The 17338-nt window shown below is 50.2% G+C and carries 13 protein-coding genes and 1 pseudogene; 6 read left to right on the forward strand and 8 right to left on the reverse strand.

Annotated elements, in window-relative coordinates; genetic code table 11:
• Positions 1 to 21 precede the first annotated feature (21 nt).
• Positions 22 to 1734, reverse strand: a complete 1713-nt coding sequence (gene cysI, locus WC5_RS19725) for an assimilatory sulfite reductase (NADPH) hemoprotein subunit (protein WP_001290643.1) — start codon at positions 1732 to 1734, stop codon at positions 22 to 24.
• Entirely contained in the window at positions 1734 to 3533 is a 1800-nt protein-coding gene (gene cysJ, locus WC5_RS19720) for an NADPH-dependent assimilatory sulfite reductase flavoprotein subunit (protein WP_000211337.1), read from the reverse strand. The genes cysI and cysJ overlap by 1 nt, the downstream gene beginning before the upstream one ends.
• Before the next feature lie 315 nt (positions 3534 to 3848).
• On the opposite strand from cysJ, the gene queD reads away from it, so the two are divergent.
• Entirely contained in the window at positions 3849 to 4214 is a 366-nt protein-coding gene (gene queD, locus WC5_RS19715) for a 6-carboxytetrahydropterin synthase QueD (protein WP_016159619.1), read from the forward strand.
• Positions 4215 to 4284: 70 nt separating this feature from the next.
• A pseudogene (locus WC5_RS19710) lies at positions 4285 to 4569 on the forward strand (FGGY-family carbohydrate kinase); the annotation flags it as partial.
• 535 nt (positions 4570 to 5104) lie between these two features.
• Here WC5_RS19710 and queE read toward each other — a convergent pair.
• Entirely contained in the window at positions 5105 to 5776 is a 672-nt protein-coding gene (queE, locus tag WC5_RS19705; protein WP_001199968.1) for a 7-carboxy-7-deazaguanine synthase QueE, read from the reverse strand.
• Positions 5777 to 5949: 173 nt separating this feature from the next.
• Between queE and WC5_RS19700 the strand changes: the two genes are divergently transcribed.
• From WC5_RS19700 to WC5_RS19685, 4 genes are read left to right on the forward strand one after another with little or no spacing between them, the layout of a single operon-like run.
• On the forward strand, positions 5950 to 6552 hold the full coding sequence (locus tag WC5_RS19700; RefSeq protein WP_000944220.1) for a LemA family protein: 603 nt from the start codon (positions 5950 to 5952) through the stop codon (positions 6550 to 6552).
• Positions 6553 to 6565: 13 nt separating this feature from the next.
• On the forward strand, positions 6566 to 7459 hold the full coding sequence (locus WC5_RS19695) for a TPM domain-containing protein (protein WP_001243480.1): 894 nt from the start codon (positions 6566 to 6568) through the stop codon (positions 7457 to 7459).
• Between the two features lie 14 nt (positions 7460 to 7473).
• Entirely contained in the window at positions 7474 to 8622 is a 1149-nt protein-coding gene (locus WC5_RS19690) for a TPM domain-containing protein (protein WP_001217902.1), read from the forward strand.
• Positions 8619 to 9521 (forward strand): TPM domain-containing protein, encoded by a 903-nt coding sequence (locus tag WC5_RS19685; protein WP_140442096.1) that lies wholly within the window; start codon positions 8619 to 8621, stop codon positions 9519 to 9521. Before WC5_RS19690 ends, WC5_RS19685 begins: the two co-directional genes overlap by 4 nt.
• Positions 9522 to 9580: 59 nt before the next feature.
• Here the strand turns inward: WC5_RS19685 and eno are convergent, their stop codons facing one another.
• The 5 genes from eno to rlmD all read right to left on the reverse strand — a co-directional run bounded on the left by eno (position 9581) and on the right by rlmD (position 17302).
• The gene (gene eno / locus WC5_RS19680) at positions 9581 to 10879 is read right to left on the reverse strand and encodes a phosphopyruvate hydratase (protein WP_000036723.1); all 1299 of its coding nucleotides are present in this window, start codon (positions 10877 to 10879) and stop codon (positions 9581 to 9583) included.
• Positions 10880 to 10966: 87 nt separating this feature from the next.
• Positions 10967 to 12604, reverse strand: coding sequence for a glutamine hydrolyzing CTP synthase (gene pyrG / locus WC5_RS19675; RefSeq protein ID WP_000210857.1), 1638 nt, complete (start codon positions 12602 to 12604; stop codon positions 10967 to 10969).
• Positions 12605 to 12831: 227 nt separating this feature from the next.
• Positions 12832 to 13623, reverse strand: a complete 792-nt coding sequence (gene mazG, locus WC5_RS19670) for a nucleoside triphosphate pyrophosphohydrolase (protein ID WP_001071628.1) — start codon at positions 13621 to 13623, stop codon at positions 12832 to 12834.
• A gap of 95 nt (positions 13624 to 13718) precedes the next feature.
• Positions 13719 to 15953 carry a GTP diphosphokinase gene (relA, locus tag WC5_RS19665; RefSeq protein WP_000226848.1) on the reverse strand — a complete coding sequence of 745 codons (2235 nt, stop codon included), beginning with the start codon at positions 15951 to 15953 and terminating at the stop codon, positions 13719 to 13721.
• A gap of 47 nt (positions 15954 to 16000) precedes the next feature.
• Positions 16001 to 17302: a 23S rRNA (uracil(1939)-C(5))-methyltransferase RlmD gene (gene rlmD / locus WC5_RS19660; RefSeq protein ID WP_000046805.1), complete on the reverse strand. Its 1302-nt coding sequence runs from the start codon at positions 17300 to 17302 to the stop codon at positions 16001 to 16003.
• Between the last annotated feature and the right edge of the window lie 36 nt (positions 17303 to 17338).

A 17338-nucleotide genomic window follows, 5' to 3' on the forward strand; every position in this document is an offset into this window, starting at 1 on the left:
AGGGAATAGTCAGGAGATGCGTTAATCCCACAAATCACGCGCCGGATCGAGCACCGGGCGAATGATGCCCGCACGCACCGTAAAGTCGCCGAAGCCTTCACCCGCTTCGCGCTCTTTCGCCCAGCGCCCTATCAGTTCATCAAGCGACGCCAGGATATCCGGCTCGGTGATGTTTTCTTTATACATCCGTGGGATACGTGTCCCAATGCGGTTGCCGCCAAGATGCAGGTTGTAGCGACCCGGCGCTTTACCCACCAGGCCCACTTCCGCCAGCATCGCGCGACCACAACCGTTCGGGCAGCCTGTTACACGCATCACGATATGCTCATCGCTGACGCCATGTTTCGCCATTAAATTATCGATGTTATCGATAAACGATGGCAGGAATCGTTCAGCTTCCGCCATCGCCAGTGGGCAGGTCGGGAAAGAGACACAGGCCATTGAGTTTTCACGCTGCGGCGTGACGGCATTCATCAACCCACTCTCTTTGGCGATCTTCTCAATCTTCGCTTTCTCACTTTCCGGTACACCGGCGATGATCAGATTCTGGTTCGCCGTAATGCGGAAATCGCCTTTGTGGATCTTCGCGATCTCCAGCAAGCCGGTTTTCAGCGGACGCCCCGGATAATCGAGAATACGACCATTTTCGATAAACAGCGTCAGGTGCCATTTGTCGTCAATACCTTTAATCCAGCCGATGCGATCGCCGCGTCCGGTGAACTCATACGGACGGATCGGTTCGAACTTGATCCCCGCACGACGTTCCACTTCCGCTTTAAACGTCTCGCCCCCCACACGTTCCAGCGTGTATTTGGTTTTGGCATTTTTACGATCGGTTCGATTACCCCAGTCACGCTGAGTCGTCACGACGGCTTCCGCCACCGCCAGCGTATGCTCCAGCGGCAGATAGCCAAACTCGCTCGCGGTGCGGGCGTAGGTTTTTTTGTTACCGTGTTCGATAGACAGCCCACCGCCCACCAGCAAATTGAAGCCTACCAGCTTGCCGTTTTCTGCTATTGCCACAAAGTTCATGTCATTGGCGTGCAGATCAATGTCGTTCTGCGGCGGAATAACAACCGTCGTTTTAAACTTACGCGGTAAATAGGTCTGACCGAGGATCGGTTCTTCATCAGTGGTGGCGACTTTCTCCTGATCGAGCCAAATCTCCGCATATGCACGAGTACGTGGCAGCAGATGTTCAGAAATTTTCTTCGCCCATTCATACGCTTCCGCGTGCAGCTGCGATTCAAACGGGTTCGAGGTGCAAAGCACGTTACGGTTCATGTCGTTGGCGGTTGCCAGCGCATCAAGCCCGACCGAGTGCAGCATCTGGTGTGCCGGCTTAACGTTCTTTTTCAGAATGCCGTGGAACTGGAACGTCTGGCGGTTGGTCAGACGAATGCTGCCGTAAATCGTGTTGTCTTCAGCAAATTTATCAATCGCCTGCCATTGTCTGGTGGTGATCACCCCACCAGGCAGACGGCAACGCAGCATCATCGCATGGCGCGGTTCCAGCTTCTGCTCGGCACGCTCAGCGCGGATATCGCGGTCATCCTGCTGATACATACCGTGGAAACGGATCAGCAGAAAGTTGTCGCCTTTAAAGCCGCCGGTCAGGCCGTCGTTTAAATCTTCAGCAATCGTGCCGCGCAGGTAGTTGCTCTCAAGCTTCATGCGCTCCGCGTCTGCCAGTTTACCTTCGACCACTAAAGGCCCTGGATGTTTTTCGCTCATTAGTAGACATCTCGCTGATAACGGCGCTCAACGCGCAGCTCACTTAAAAATTCATCCGCCGCTTCGGTGTCCATGCCACCAAATTCGGCAATCACTTCCAGAAGTGCCTGTTCAACGTCTTTCGCCATGCGATTGGCGTCGCCGCAGACATAAATGTGGGCACCGTCATTGATCCAGCGCCACAGCTCTGCGCCCTGTTCGCGCAGTTTGTCTTGTACGTAAATTTTTTCTTTTTGATCGCGCGACCAGGCGAGATCGATACGCGTCAGCACGCCTTCTTTGACGTAACGCTGCCATTCCACCTGATAGAGGAAATCTTCCGTAAAATGCGGATTACCAAAGAACAGCCAGTTTTTACCCGGCGCTTCGTCGGCGGCGCGCTGCTGCATAAAGGCGCGGAACGGCGCGATGCCCGTACCGGGGCCAATCATAATCACCGGAGTTTCGGGGTTAGCAGGCAAACGGAAGTTTTCGTTATGTTCGATAAAGACGCGGACTTCGCCCTCTTCTTCCACGCGATCGGCGAGGAAGCTGGAGGCACCACCCGCACGGGCGCGGCCTTCCACGTCATAACGCACAACACCGACGGTGACGTGCACTTCGCTCTCGACTTCCGCCTGCGATGAGGCGATGGAATACAGGCGCGGCGTCAGTGGGCGCAAAATACCGATGAATGCATCAGCGTCCAGTTGTGCCGGAGAGAAACGCAACATATCGACAATTGGCGTGGTTGCCGCGTAATGCTGCAACTTCGCTTTATCGCCCACCAGCGGCAGCAGCGTTTCACTGCGCGTTAAAGTGGCGTAGTTCTCAACAATATTCGCGGTGTTGACGGTCAGTTCGCAGTGCCACTGTAAGGCTTCTGCCAGCGGTAGCGTTTTGCCGTCAACGGTGACGGGTTCATCGCCTTTCAACCACAGCAGTTCAACAATCTCTTTTACCAGTGCTGGATCGTTCTGATACCAGACGCCCAGCGCGTCGCCCGGCTGATAGCGCAGGCCTGAATCACCTAAATCGATTTCGATATGGCGAACGTCTTTTTCAGAATTGCGTCCGGTAATTTTCTGGTTAACCGAAAGGCTCGCCACCAGCGGCGCCTCTTTGCTATACGGGCTGGTGTGAATTTCATTTACCGCGCCAGTAGCGACGGATTGCGAAGGTGCCGCAACAGGTGCGCGGGACTTCAGAACATCAACCACGCGGGCGCGCCATTCGCTGGCGGCTGCCTGATATTCAACGTCAGCATCAACACGGTCGAGCAGGCGTTCACCGCCCAGTTCCGCCAGCTTGCTGTCAAAATCTTTACCGGACTGGCAGAAAAACTCATAAGAGGTGTCACCAAGGCTAAACACGGCAAAAGCGGTATTTTCCAGCTTCGGCGCTTTTTTGGAGAACAGGAACTTATGCAGCGCGACGGCTTCTTCCGGCGGTTCCCCTTCCCCTTGTGTTGAAGTCACCACGATAAGCAGTTTTTCACTGGCGATTTGTTTGAATTTATAGTCGCCTGCGTTCACCAGCTTAACGTTCAGTTTTGCCGTTAATAAGTCGTCACGTAACGCTTCAGCTACCCGGCGAGCATTACCCGTTTGCGAAGCGGAGATGATAGTGATACCCGGCATTTCTGCGCCAGGCGCAGGTGTAGCTGCAAGTGTACCTGGCTGCTGGTTAAGTATTCCCCAGAAATAGCCGGATACCCACGCAAGCTGGGTAGGAGTCAAATCAGTAGTGGCTGCCTGGAGGCGAGCCAGTTGCTCCGGGTTCAGCGGAAGCAAAGCGGAAGGTGGGGCCTGTGTCGTCATTCGTCGTTATGTTCCAGTAAGCAAAGCTGTTTCTGCGCCCTGTCTGCGCCCATAAAACAAAAGAGAAGGTAAGGTTAACGGGGCGAACGGTGTGGATTAAAGACGGGATAGCGATAACTAATAACCAAATCGACTAACCTGTTTTAGCAATAGTCTTTAACAACAAAATAGATTTATTAACCCAATGAAAAATAAATAAATATTGAACATCATTAAGATAATTAGGCTATTTTGCGCAACAAACCCATTTTAGATAATGCGAAAAAACAGGCTTTCCGGTACTCTACGCCCGTTTTGTCGTCCTGTAGAGAAATTATGATGTCCACCACGTTATTTAAAGATTTCACCTTCGAAGCCGCTCACCGCTTACCACACGTCCCACAAGGGCATAAATGTGGTCGCCTTCACGGGCACTCTTTTATGGTGCGCCTGGAAATTACCGGGGAAGTCGATCCGCATACGGGCTGGATTATCGATTTCGCTGAACTGAAAGCGGCATTTAAACCAACCTATGATCGCCTCGATCACTATTATCTCAATGATATTCCTGGCCTGGAAAACCCGACCAGCGAGGTTTTAGCAAAATGGATTTGGGATCAGGTTAAACCGGTTGTTCCGCTGTTAAGTGCAGTTATGGTGAAAGAAACCTGCACCGCAGGTTGCATCTATCGCGGCGAATGATAAGAGTGTGTCGGCGGTCAATTTCCCTTAAGTAACGCTATGTTAGGGTGTTGCGCTCTGGATATGTGGGGCACGGCGTAACGCCATTAACGGCTGTGCAAGTTTGGGGGCGGCGATTAATACAGCGGTAGGTCTGGGTCTGTATCCGGATTACGCAACGGCGATCGACAAAATGGTTCGCGTGAAAGATATCTTTATGCCTGTTGAGTGCAATGCCAAACGCTACGACGCGATGAATAAAGGTATTTTCAAAGACCTAACCAAACACACCGATGTGATTTTGAAAAAATCGTATGAAGTGATGCATGGTGAGCTGGGGAGTGCGGATTCGATCCAGAGCTGGTCGAATGCGTAAGTAAGGAAGACCGGGCGGGAAACTGCCCGGGCTGAACCCTACTGAAAGGTTTATCCCCGCTGACGCGGGGAACTCTGAGAATCATTAACGCGGGAAAGAGATTTCTCCGGTTTATCCCCGCTGACGCGGGGAACTCATTTCCAGCAGAATACGACTGGCCCAGCGTGGCGGTTTATCCCCGCTGACGCGGGGAACTCTCTAAACATAACCTATTATTAATTAATGATTTTTTAAGCCAGTCACAATCTACCAACTTTACAGGATCACACAAACAACACATCTACTATGTTAAAGAGCACTTAATCCATTGGCTGAAAAGGTAAATATTTAAAATAAATCTATAAAAACTAAAATCTACCAAACTTCACCGCAATAATTTTCACTCCAGCGAAAAATTAACGCCACAGAATTTGTAGAGAATGGCAATGATTAGTCCAGGATGGGCAAAATGGAGTAGTTTCAGAGGCGACAAAGAATATAAATGAGTGGAGTTATTTACAGGTTCCACTCATTTTCAACGCTTATAAATGTTTAATCAGGCAATATTCAAATATTTATGCGTTTGCATCGACAAACGCCAGTTCCGCGCAATGCAGGTTTCAATACACAAACGCGTGGCATCATCCTTCTGGCTAATCGGCTGAAGGGCAATTACTCGCGGTTTATCATCGGTCAGCGTCGCCAACAATTCATCCAGTGCTTCAATATCCCGTACGCGTCCAACAGGATGTTTAATTTCATTGGCTCGTTCCAGTGCCTGAGACAACACTTCATAGCCGCCACGCATATTTATTTTTGGCGACACGGTAACCCAGGTATTCGGTGTGCAACGCACTTCATGAGTGCCGCTGGTTTCGATCTGGCAGCTAAAACCATTCTTTTCGAGCAGGTCGGTCAATGGCAGCAAATCATGAATACAAGGCTCACCACCAGTAATCACCACGTGACGCGCGGTGTATCCCTGACGACCGATGACTGCGAGCAAGTCTTCACTGCTCGCTGCCCCCCACTTATCACTCTCTTTGGTTTTCGCCAAAATGCTGAAAAGAGAAACTTCCCGATCCTCAAGTTTTTCCCACGTGTGTTTGGTATCACACCAGGCACAGCCGACCGGGCATCCCTGTAAACGAATAAAAATGGCGGGGACGCCGGTAAAGTAACCCTCACCTTGCAGGGTCTGGAACATCTCGTTAATCGGGTACTGCATAGCATTCTCTGTAAAGTGGATAATTGTTAATTATTGCAGATCCTACCGCAATATTCATGCTTTATTAACATTCTGTTACATGCGGGTTTAAGATAAAAAGGTGAATCAGATCATTAAGGAAATAATGAAACGACGTATTATGTCCTGGGGAATTAAACTAAAGGGATTTAAACATGCTCAGAATATTCATCGTAATTATATTTATTTTCAATTTATCAGGTTGTGGATATAACGATATTCAAACTTATGACGAGCAGATTAATTCATCCTGGTCAGAAGTTCTGAATCAGTATCAACGTCGCGCCGACCTTATTCCTAATCTCGTCGCCAGTATTAAAGGTTATTCCAGCCATGAAAAAGAAGTGTTGGAAGCCGTAACATTGGCGCGTAGCCAGGCTAATCGCGCCAGCAGCGATCTTCAGCAAGCTCCGGGAGATGCGCAAAAATTACAAACCTGGCAGCAAGCTCAGTCGCAGCTGACACGTACACTCGGCCAGCTAACGATTATTAGTGAGCGTTATCCTGAATTAAAGGCTCAGGAACTCTATCAAAATTTGATGGTACAACTTGAAGGAAGTGAAAACCGAATTGCCGTTGCGCGAGGAAGATATATTAAAGCCATTGAACAATATAATGTTACCATCCGCAAATTCCCCGCTGTATTAACCGCAAAGGTAATGGATTACACACCGAAGAAAAATTATTTGCCAGATGATGTCGCCGCAGTAAGTAAAGCCCCAACAATAGATTTTAGCCAGAATACTCATGCTCATTAAGCGGAGAAGCCCTATGCGAAATTTTATCTTTCTTATGGCTTTCTTCTGTTCATCTGCGTTTGCCACGCAAATTCCAGTACCTGAAATACCCAAGTATGTAAATGATTTAACTGACACATTGACGAACAACGAAGTAAACACCCTGACCAACCAGATTAAAGCCCTGACGCAAAAAAATCAGGCGCAGCTGGTCGTGTTAGTGGTTGAAACAACAGGCGATGAAACCATCGAACAGTACGCAACGCGGGTATTCGATAGCTGGAAGCCAGGTGATAAAGACCGCGATGATGGCATTCTGCTGTTAGTCGCCTGGCAGGATCATACCGTGCGTATTGAAATCGGTTACGGGCTGGAAGGCGTTATTACGGATGCACAGTCCGGACAAATTATTCGCAACAGTATTATTCCAGCATTTAAAAATGGCGACCTGGCTGGCGGTTTGCAAGAGGGAATCAGCGATATTGAAAGTCGTCTGACAGAGGATAATTTAGCAACGATAACACCGACCGATCACCCTTTACCCTTTAGCGGTTGGTGGGCTTTGTTGGCCTGGGCGATAGTACTGACCTTTATTTCCGCCAGGGGATATATCAAAACGCTGGGATTGATTTGCTTCGCAGCTGTTGTACTGGCCTTTGTTTTACCTATTGCCGGTTTCATCGGAAGCTGGGGAGTGCTCGCAACATTACTCTGCTTCGCCACACCATTTCTGGCTGTCGCCATCGCCTTTACCCCTTTCGGCAGAAAAGTGCGTGATTCAATGCGTAAAGCCAACCAGCCATCACGTCATACCAGAAGCAATTCTAACTACAGAGATTCGTCGTCATCATCCTCTTCTTTCGACAATGACAATTTCAGCGGTGGCGGCGGTTCATCTGGTGGCGGTGGCGCTTCCGGGCGCTGGTAACGAAAGGAATTGCTATGCGTATTTTTATCCTGATTCTGGCGCTATTCGGTTTTCCTGTATTCGCTGAACAAGTGCCATATGTAACGGACTTGACCGGGACGTTAACGCCAGAAGAACAAATTGCTTTAACTCAACAATTACAGACTCTCGAGCAGCAAAACCACTTCCAGGTGGCTGTGTTGGTTGTGCCGACCACAGGGGGCAAAAACATTAAACTTGCAGCCTCGCAGAGCTACGGGGTATATCACTGGAAACCCGTTGGAGAGAAGCGGTACGGCGAAGGTATCTTAATTCTCGTCGTTTGGCCGGAAGGGCGGGCGTCAATGAAGATTGGACATGGACTGGAAGAAATGTTGCCACCAGAACAAGCTTCGCAAATTGTTCGTTACCGTATGCAATCAGAGTTTGAAAAAAACAATCTCTTCGCCGGGTTAACGCAGGGAGTTGAAGGCATAGCTCTGTTTACCCATACCAAAGCGAACCTTAGTCCACTGGATGCTTTAGCCAATCATCTGTTTGCTAATCCGCAACGCTCACTGCCATGTCTTGTCTGGACATTGCTGATGATCGCCATTATTGCCGCCGTCTGGCGCTTCATCGATAATCCCGGACCTGTAATATGGCTTATTTCACTGGCAACCCCCGTCGTTTGGTTTTGCTTCTTTCGTGATGATGTCATCATTCGGCGAATATCTTTCGTATGCATAAGTTTATTGTTTACTGCCAAATGCTGGCGGCGCCTGATGGTGTTTTTTCATATGAACCGCGCATTCTCCATGATGCTGGCACCAAAGAATAAAAACACCAAAGCAATAAAACAAAATACGCCTCTGCAACATCCTAAGTCAGGACGAAATTCATTGTTTGTCGTGCTGCTGATAATTGTTGTGGGATGGTGCCTGGTTTTCGCCAGTAATAAAGATATGGCATTGATATCAACAATTATCGGGCTGACTGATTATTTTATCGGGCCAATAACCATTGCTGGCATCGTTCTGCTGATCATTGTGGCTATATTTACTGGCAATCTTAAACTGGGTTCCAGTGCAAAAAATAACAAAAAAACGGGGAGTCGTGCTGCTCATTCTCGCTCTTCGTCGAGAAATTCTTTTCGTGGCGGGGGCGGATCTTCAGGAGGCGGCGGTTCATCCGGACGCAGGTGATCAATATGCGCTTAATCTTTTTTCTACTCATATTGTGGTGCGTTCCTGTGTTTGCCCAGCAAATTGCTGTACCGGAACTACACCAACAGGTGACCGATCTTACTGATACATTAAGTTCACCTGAGCAACAATCTCTGACACTGCAGTTACAGAAGATTGCACAGAATACGCGGGCGCAGGTCGCTATATTAGTGGTGCCATCCACTGGGGAAGATTCCATTGAACAATATGCAACACGCGTTTTTGATAGCTGGAAATTGGGCGATGCACAGCGTAACGATGGTATTTTACTCCTGGTCGCCTGGGAAGATCATACCGTCCGTATTGAAGTTGGCTATGGACTGGAGGGCGTTGTTACCGACCTGCAAGCGGCAAAGATTATCAGTGATATATTGATCCCCGCGTTCAAAAACGATGATCTTATGGGAGGGTTAACACTGGCCAGCGAAAATATCGGCGCGCTTCTGTTGAATGGTGAATTGCCAGAAAGCAGCGGAAATCATTACAGTATCAAAACTCCAATTCCATTATCGATTGCTGTCATTATTTTACTGGCTGTACTTTCGTATTTTATTATTTTTACCGATCCATCAAATCTACCGTGGATTGCCCTCACTGCCGCAATTTACGGGATGGTATTCCTCTATGTTGCCGAGCCAGGACCATGGACGAATTTAATCGTTGCCTGCGGTATGTTAACGCCTTTTGCGATCGTACCGCTGCTTATCTTCTGGCTTCTGGTGAATAAAAAGTTACGCGCCAAATACAAGAAGCTCGGTAAAGAAAGAGCTTCAAGAAAAGGTTCTTCTTCATCCTCTTCCGATGGAGGTTCAAGTGGCGGCGGATTTAGCGGAGGTGGCGGTTCTTCTGGCGGTGGCGGCGCGTCCGGCCGCTGGTAACTCAACCATAAAAAATGCCAGCCCGGAGGCTGGCATTTTTAAATCAGATAAAGTCAGACTTATGCCTGGCCTTTGATCTCTTTACGACCGTTGTACGGTGCTTTTTCGCCCAGAGCTTCTTCAATACGAATCAGCTGGTTGTATTTAGCAACACGGTCAGAACGGCTCATAGAACCGGTTTTGATCTGGCCTGCAGCAGTACCAACAGCCAGGTCAGCGATGGTAGCGTCTTCAGTTTCGCCAGAACGGTGAGAGATTACTGCAGTGTAGCCAGCGTCTTTCGCCATCTTGATTGCAGCCAGAGTTTCGGTCAGAGAACCGATCTGGTTGAATTTGATCAGGATGGAGTTAGCGATACCTTTTTCGATACCTTCTTTCAGGATCTTGGTGTTGGTTACGAACAGGTCGTCACCAACCAGCTGGATTTTGTCGCCCAGAACTTTGGTCTGGTATGCGAAACCGTCCCAGTCAGATTCGTCCAGACCGTCTTCGATAGAAACGATCGGGTACTGTTTGGTCAGTTCTTCCAGGAAGTGAGTAAATTCTTCAGAGGTGAACGCTTTGTTGCCTTCGCCAGCCAGAACGTATTTACCGTCTTTGTAGAATTCAGAAGCTGCGCAGTCCATCGCCAGAGTGATGTCTTTGCCCAGTTCATAACCAGCAGCTTTAACAGCTTCAGCGATTACAGCCAGAGCTTCAGCGTTGGAACCCAGGTTCGGCGCATAGCCACCTTCGTCACCAACAGCAGTGTTCATGCCTTTCGCTTTCAGAACTTTTGCCAGGTGATGGAAAACTTCAGAACCCATGCGGATGGCTTCTTTCACAGTTTTCGCGCCAACCGGCTGAATCATGAATTCCTGGATATCGACGTTGTTGTCAGCGTGCTCACCACCGTTGATGATGTTCATCATCGGAACCGGCATGGAGTATTTGCCCGGAGTACCGTTCAGTTCAGCAATGTGCTCGTACAGCGGCATACCTTTAGCAGCTGCAGCAGCTTTGGCGTTAGCCAGAGATACAGCCAGGATTGCGTTCGCGCCGAATTTGGATTTGTTTTCGGTGCCGTCCAGGTCGATCATGATCTTGTCAATGCCAGCCTGATCTTTGGCATCTTTGCCAATCAGCGCCTGAGCGATCGGGCCGTTAACCGCAGCAACAGCTTTGGTTACGCCTTTGCCCAGGAAACGGGATTTGTCGCCATCGCGCAGTTCCAGTGCTTCACGGGAACCAGTAGAAGCACCTGACGGAGCAGCTGCCATACCGACGAAACCACCCTCCAGGTGTACTTCGGCTTCAACAGTCGGGTTACCACGGGAGTCGATGATTTCACGACCGATGATTTTTACGATTTTGGACATTAGGGTTTCCTCAAGTCACTAGTTAAACTAAAACTCCAGACAAACAACGCGTACCCTGGGTACGCGTTGCCGTTCTAACTTTTTTACTTACTTCGCCTGACGTTTCTGGAACTCGCTGGCGGCTTTCACAAAGCCGGCAAACAGCGGGTGACCATCACGTGGAGTAGAAGTAAACTCCGGATGGAACTGACAAGCCACGAACCACGGGTGATTCGGAACTTCGATGATCTCGACCAACTGATCATCCCCGGAACGGCCCGCAACGCGCAGACCTGCATCTTCAATCTGTTTCAACAGCATGTTGTTGACTTCGTAACGGTGACGATGACGCTCAACAATTGTCGGCGCATTGTACAGCTGGCGAACCAGACTATCGTCAACCAACTGGCACTGCTGTGCGCCGAGACGCATGGTGCCACCGAGATCGCTCTTCTCGCTACGAACTTCAACGTTGCCGTTTTCATCGCGCCACTCGGTAATCAGCGCCACAACCGGGTACTTACAGTCTGGCACAAATTCCGTAGAGTTGGCGTTCTCCATGTTAGCAACATGGCGAGCGTAATCAATTAACGCCACCTGCATACCCAGGCAAATGCCCAGATAAGGAATATTGTTCTCACGCGCAAAGCGCGCGGTAGTAATCATGCCTTCTACGCCACGATAGCCGAAACCACCAGGTACGAGGATCGCGTCCAGACCTTTAAGGATTTCAACACCGCGCGTTTCAACATCTTGTGAATCGATCAGTTTAATGTTGACGCTGACACGATTTTTCAGCCCACCGTGTTTCAGTGCTTCAATCACGGATTTATAAGCGTCCGGCAGTTCAATGTACTTACCGACCATACCGATGGTAACTTCGCTCACCGGATTCGCTTCTTCAAAGATAACCTGTTCCCATTCGGACAGATCCGCTTCCGGGCAGTTCAAGCTGAATCGTTTACAAATATAATCGTCCAGCCCCTGAGATTTCAACAGGCCCGGAATTTTATAGATGGAATCGACGTCTTTCAGAGAAATAACCGCTTTTTCCGGAACATTACAGAACAATGCAATCTTCGCACGTTCGTTTGCCGGTACGGCGCGATCTGAACGACAAATCAGGATGTCAGGCTGGATACCGATAGAGAGCAGTTCTTTTACAGAGTGCTGAGTCGGTTTAGTTTTGACTTCACCAGACGCTGCCATGTACGGCACCAGCGTCAAGTGCATAAACAGAGTATGTTCGCGGCCAATTTCAACAGCCAACTGGCGAATCGCTTCGAGGAACGGCAGGGATTCAATATCACCTACAGTACCGCCGATTTCTACCAGAACCACGTCGTGGCCTTCGCCACCAGCAAGAACGCGTTCTTTGATAGCGTTAGTAATGTGCGGGATAACCTGTACGGTTGCGCCCAGATAGTCGCCACGGCGTTCTTTACGCAGAACGTCAGAGTAGATACGACCCGTGGTAAAGTTGTTACGGCGGCTCATTTTAGTACGAATGAAACGCTCGTAGTGCCCCAGGTCCAGGTCGGTTTCAGCGCCGTCTTCAGTAACGAACACTTCCCCGTGTTGGATTGGGCTCATAGTACCTGGATCGACGTTGATGTACGGATCCAGTTTCATGATGGTCACATTGAGGCCACGGGCTTCAAGAATGGCTGCGAGGGAGGCTGCGGCAATGCCTTTACCCAGAGAGGATACGACCCCGCCGGTCACAAAAATATAGTTCGTTGTCATGCTGAACCTGAGAAGTTAGGTTGAAAAGACGATGGAATAACCAGGACGGGAAAGCAGTATACCCGAACATGACCTGTGCCACAAACTTTCATTATCCCTCCTCTTCGCCAGCGCACTATTGAAATCAGGAGTGAGAAAATAGCCCCTTTGGGGTAAATGTTTTTGACGCAAATCAATCGCTTGTCATTTAAAAAATGACACAAATCGCGCTTGACCGCGTAATTCCCTTAGAGATCAATTTCCTGCCGTTTTACCTGTTGCCAGACTTCTTCCATTGTTTCGAGGTCAACACCTGTCATTTCCAGTCCACGCGCGGCAACAATACGCTCCACTTCGCGAAAACGACGCTCGAATTTTTCGTTCGCTTTTTGCAATGCAATTTCTGCTTTTGTCCCTAAATGGCGAGCCAGATTGACCGTGGCAAACAACAGGTCACCCATTTCCTCCTCCAGTTTAGCCTGGTCGACAACAGCCTGCCGCGCCTCGTACATCACCTCGTCGATCTCTTCATAAACTTTATCGACCACCGGGCCAAGCGTCGTCCAGTCAAAGCCAACGTTGGCGCAACGTTTCTGAATTTTTTGCGCACGCATTAAGGCCGGTAAACTACGAGGAATATCGTCCAGCGCCGAATGCTGCGCTTTCTGCGCGCGTTCTTCGGTTTTGATTTGCTCCCAACGGACGAGCACTTTACTGCTGTTTTCGGCAGAACTGTCAGCAAAAACATGTGGATGTCGACGCTCTAATTTATCGCTGATTGCAGCGCAAATATCATTAAAGTCAAAGCGCCCTTCTTCCTGAGCCATTTGCGCGTAAAACACCACCTGGAACAATAGATCGCCAAGTTCACCGCGCAGATCGTCAAAGTCTTCGCGGGCAATGGCATCCAGCACTTCGTAGGTTTCTTCAAGGGTATAAGGTGCAATAGAGGCGAAAGTCTGCTCTTTATCCCACGGGCAGCCGTTTTCCGGGTCGCGAAGACGCTGCATAATAGTGAGCAAACGGTCGATTTGATTCATTGGAATGTCCTGAAAATTGCGGGTCTGTCAGGTGTAATACCTTCGAGTAAAAGATATCGCTGGATACGGCTGACGCCATATCCAGCTATGTAAGATTAATTCCCGTGCAACCGACGCGCATCGATAACATCCGGCACCTGATTGAGTTTACCCAGCACGCGCCCCAGCACCTGCAAGTTGTAAATTTCAATGGTCATGTCGATGGTCGCCAGTTGCTGTTTGGTATCGCTACGGCTGGCAACGCCAAGCACGTTCACCTTCTCGTTGGCGAGAATGGTCGTGATATCACGTAACAACCCGCTACGATCATTCGCCAGCACACGAACCACCAGCGAATACCCGGCGGAGTAGCTCTCGCCCCATACAGCGTCAACAATGCGTTCCGGCGCATGGGAGCGCAGTTCCGCCAGTTGTTCACAATCGGCGCGGTGTACTGAAATACCACGTCCCTGGGTAATGAAGCCGACAATCTCATCACCAGGAATCGGCTGGCAGCAGCGCGCGATATGGTGCATCAGGTTGCCAACACCTTCGACAACCACGCGACCGTTATCTTTACTGCGGTTTTGCGGTGTGTAGCTTTTTTGCTGAAGCTGCTTCAGCGCGGCGGCGTCCTGCTCTTCGGCACTCGGCTTATTAAATTGCGATTGCAGGAAGTTGACCATCTGATTGAGACGGATATCCCCGCCACCAATCGCCGCCAGCAACTCGTCGACATCATTGAAGTTGTAACGCGGCAGCAGATGTTTTTCTGCTTCTTTCAGACTGATCCCCAGATGTTCCAGCTCGTCGTCAAGGATTTGCCGTCCTGCCAGAATGTTTTTGTCACGATCCTGTTTACGGAACCAGGCGTGAATTTTCGAACGCCCACGGCTGGTTGTGACGTAGCCGAGGTTTGGGTTTAACCAGTCACGGCTGGGGTTCGGCTGTTTCTGGGTGATAATTTCGATCTGGTCGCCCATCTGCAACTGGTAAGTGAACGGCACGATACGCCCGCCAATTTTTGCCCCGATGCAGCGGTGCCCGACATCACTGTGGATGTGGTACGCGAAGTCCAGCGGCGTTGAGCCCGCAGGTAAATCAACCACATCACCTTTCGGCGTAAAGACGTACACCCGGTCGTCAAAGACCTGGCTGCGTACTTCATCGAGCATTTCGCCGGAATCGGCCATCTCTTCCTGCCACGCAATCAGTTTACGCAGCCAGGCAATCCGGTCTTCATGTCCCGAACGCGCGCCGCCAGCAGCCGCGCCCTCTTTATATTTCCAGTGCGCAGCAACGCCCAACTCTGCATCTTCATGCATCTGTTTGGTGCGGATTTGGATCTCAACGGTTTTGCCGCCCGGCCCAAGCACCACGGTATGAATAGACTGGTAGCCGTTTGGTTTCGGGTTAGCGACGTAATCGTCGAACTCATCCGGCAGGTGGCGATAGTGAGTGTGCACTATCCCCAGTGCGGCGTAGCAGTCCTGTAAACGCTCGGCGACGATACGTACTGCACGGACATCAAACAGCTCGTCAAAGGCAAGGTTCTTTTTCTGCATTTTGCGCCAGATGCTGTAGATGTGTTTCGGGCGGCCATACACTTCAGCTTTAACGCCTTCAGCTTTCATCTCTGCACGCAGATGACCGACAAACTCTTCAATGTAGTGTTCGCGGTCGAGACGGCGCTCATGCAGCAGTTTTGCAATGCGTTTGTATTCGGTCGGGTGGAGATAACGGAAGCAGTAATCTTCCAGTTCCCATTTCAGTTGCCCGATCCCGAGACGGTTCGCCAGCGGCGCATAGATATTGGTGCACTCTTTTGCTGCCAGTACGCGTTCATCTTCCGGCGCGTCTTTCACTTCGCGCAGATGAGCAATACGCTCAGCCAGTTTGATGACCACACAGCGAAAATCATCGACCATCGCCAATAACATCCGGCGAACGTTATCGACCTGTTCAGAGGAAACAGAATCGGTGTGCGTCGCTTTCAGCTGACGGATCGCCGCCATATCTCGCACGCCGTGAATAAGGTTGACGACTGACTTACCGACGCTCTCACGCAGCACATCTTCGCTGACTACGTTGGCATCCGCCAGAGGGAACAGCAGCGCCGCCCGCAGCGTGTCAATGTCCATACTTAATGTCGAGAGGATCTCCACCATCTCAACACCACGCCACAATAGCAGACTGGCATCCGGATGCCCCTGCGTCTGCTGCAGACAATACGCCCAGGTTTCGGCTAAGCACTCACACGACTTCTGGCTGGTAATACCCAGACTTGCGATCCATTTTTGCGGATCAAATTCACCAGCCTTATTGATATGTGCACTTCTTACCGCAACCATCGTCCTCTCCTTTAGGGACCAGACCTGCCGAAATCAGCAAATCGTAACTATTTTACGCGCGAGAAAAGTACCATCGATTCCAGATGCCCCGTGTGTGGGAACATATCCAGCATCGCCAGTCGCGCAATGGTATATCCTGCTTTTAATAACGCTTCGCTATCCCGAGCCAGCGTTGCAGGGTTACAGGATACATAAACTATACGAATGGGTTCCAGTTTTATAATTTGTTGCATAACACCTGCGGCACCTGCTCGCGCCGGGTCCAGCAACACTTTATCGAAGCCGCTTTTCGCCCACGGCTGCTTTGTGACATCTTCTTCAAGATTTTCGTGATAAAACGTCACATTTTGTAAGCCATTAAGACGCGCATTCTGCTGGCCTTTTTCCACCAGTGCCGGAACACCTTCTACACCCACTACGTTTGCCGCACGAGTGGCTAACGGCAGCGTAAAATTGCCCATGCCGCAGAACAGATCCAGCACGCGCTCGTCAGGTTGCACATCCAGCCACTCCAGCGCGCGCGCCACCATTTTCTGGTTCACGCCCGCGTTGACCTGAATAAAATCACGCGGGCTAAAAGTTAAGCGCAACCCGTTTGAGTCATACCAGGGCATCTCACCAGAGACCGTTTCGAGTATCTCACTATCGGGGGCGAGATACAGATCCAGGCCTTCAGAATGCGAAAAGCATTCCAGTTTTTCGCGATCTGCCGAACTTAGCGGTGCGGTATGGCGCAAAATCATCAGCGTGCCGCTGGTTGCCTGCACCAGTTCAACATGCCCAAGGTGGCGCATTCCCTGTAAGCTCGTCAGACATGCTCTGACTTTGGGCAGCAATGCTTCAAGTTGGGGCACTAAAACAGGGCATTGTTTAACATCAACAATGTCACTGGAACCCGCTTTGCGAAATCCCATCTGGAGTTGTTGTGTTTTCGGCTGAAAGTTCAGACTTAAACGCGCACGGCGCCGATAGCCCCAAGGGACGTCGGCGATCACTTCAGAGACGTCGTGTTTCATTAACCGGGCGAGCGCCGCACTTTTGCTGCGCTGCTGTAAATCCACGCTGGCGTGTTGTTGCTGACAGCCACCGCATACGCCAAAATGAGGGCAGCGTGGCGTTTCGCGTTCCGGGCTGTCGCTTAACCGCCGTACGACTTTAGCGCGGGCATACTGTTTTTTATCTTCATTAACAGTCACTTCCGCGTTTTCCTGCGGCAATAACCCGGGGATAAATAACGTTTTGCCGTTATGTCGCGCCACGCCCTGACCAAAAGAGTCGAGGTCGTTGACTGAAACGGTTATGATCTGACGCGTCGTCGTGCGTCGTTTTGCAGAGTAGAATTGCGCCATTGGCGAGACTTTCTCAATTTAACAGTGTGACCTTAA

The sequence above is a fragment of the Escherichia sp. KTE114 genome, from assembly GCF_000407765.1.
Lineage (GTDB): Bacteria > Pseudomonadota > Gammaproteobacteria > Enterobacterales > Enterobacteriaceae > Escherichia > Escherichia ruysiae.

Bases quoted from the DNA above. Each gene is read 5' to 3' on its own strand.
- queE (WP_001199968.1), bottom strand. From the start codon at position 5,776: ATGCAGTACCCGATTAACGAGATGTTCCAGACCCTGCAAGGTGAGGGT.
- relA (WP_000226848.1), bottom strand. From the start codon at position 15,953: ATGGTTGCGGTAAGAAGTGCACATATCAATAAGGCTGGTGAATTTGAT.
- mazG (WP_001071628.1), bottom strand. From the start codon at position 13,623: ATGAATCAAATCGACCGTTTGCTCACTATTATGCAGCGTCTTCGCGAC.
- eno (WP_000036723.1), bottom strand. From the start codon at position 10,879: ATGTCCAAAATCGTAAAAATCATCGGTCGTGAAATCATCGACTCCCGT.
- queD (WP_016159619.1), top strand. From the start codon at position 3,849: ATGATGTCCACCACGTTATTTAAAGATTTCACCTTCGAAGCCGCTCAC.
- rlmD (WP_000046805.1), bottom strand. From the start codon at position 17,302: ATGGCGCAATTCTACTCTGCAAAACGACGCACGACGACGCGTCAGATC.
- pyrG (WP_000210857.1), bottom strand. From the start codon at position 12,604: ATGACAACGAACTATATTTTTGTGACCGGCGGGGTCGTATCCTCTCTG.
- cysJ (WP_000211337.1), bottom strand. From the start codon at position 3,533: ATGACGACACAGGCCCCACCTTCCGCTTTGCTTCCGCTGAACCCGGAG.
- WC5_RS19695 (WP_001243480.1), top strand. From the start codon at position 6,566: ATGCGAAATTTTATCTTTCTTATGGCTTTCTTCTGTTCATCTGCGTTT.
- WC5_RS19700 (WP_000944220.1), top strand. From the start codon at position 5,950: ATGCTCAGAATATTCATCGTAATTATATTTATTTTCAATTTATCAGGT.
- WC5_RS19690 (WP_001217902.1), top strand. From the start codon at position 7,474: ATGCGTATTTTTATCCTGATTCTGGCGCTATTCGGTTTTCCTGTATTC.
- cysI (WP_001290643.1), bottom strand. From the start codon at position 1,734: ATGAGCGAAAAACATCCAGGGCCTTTAGTGGTCGAAGGTAAACTGGCA.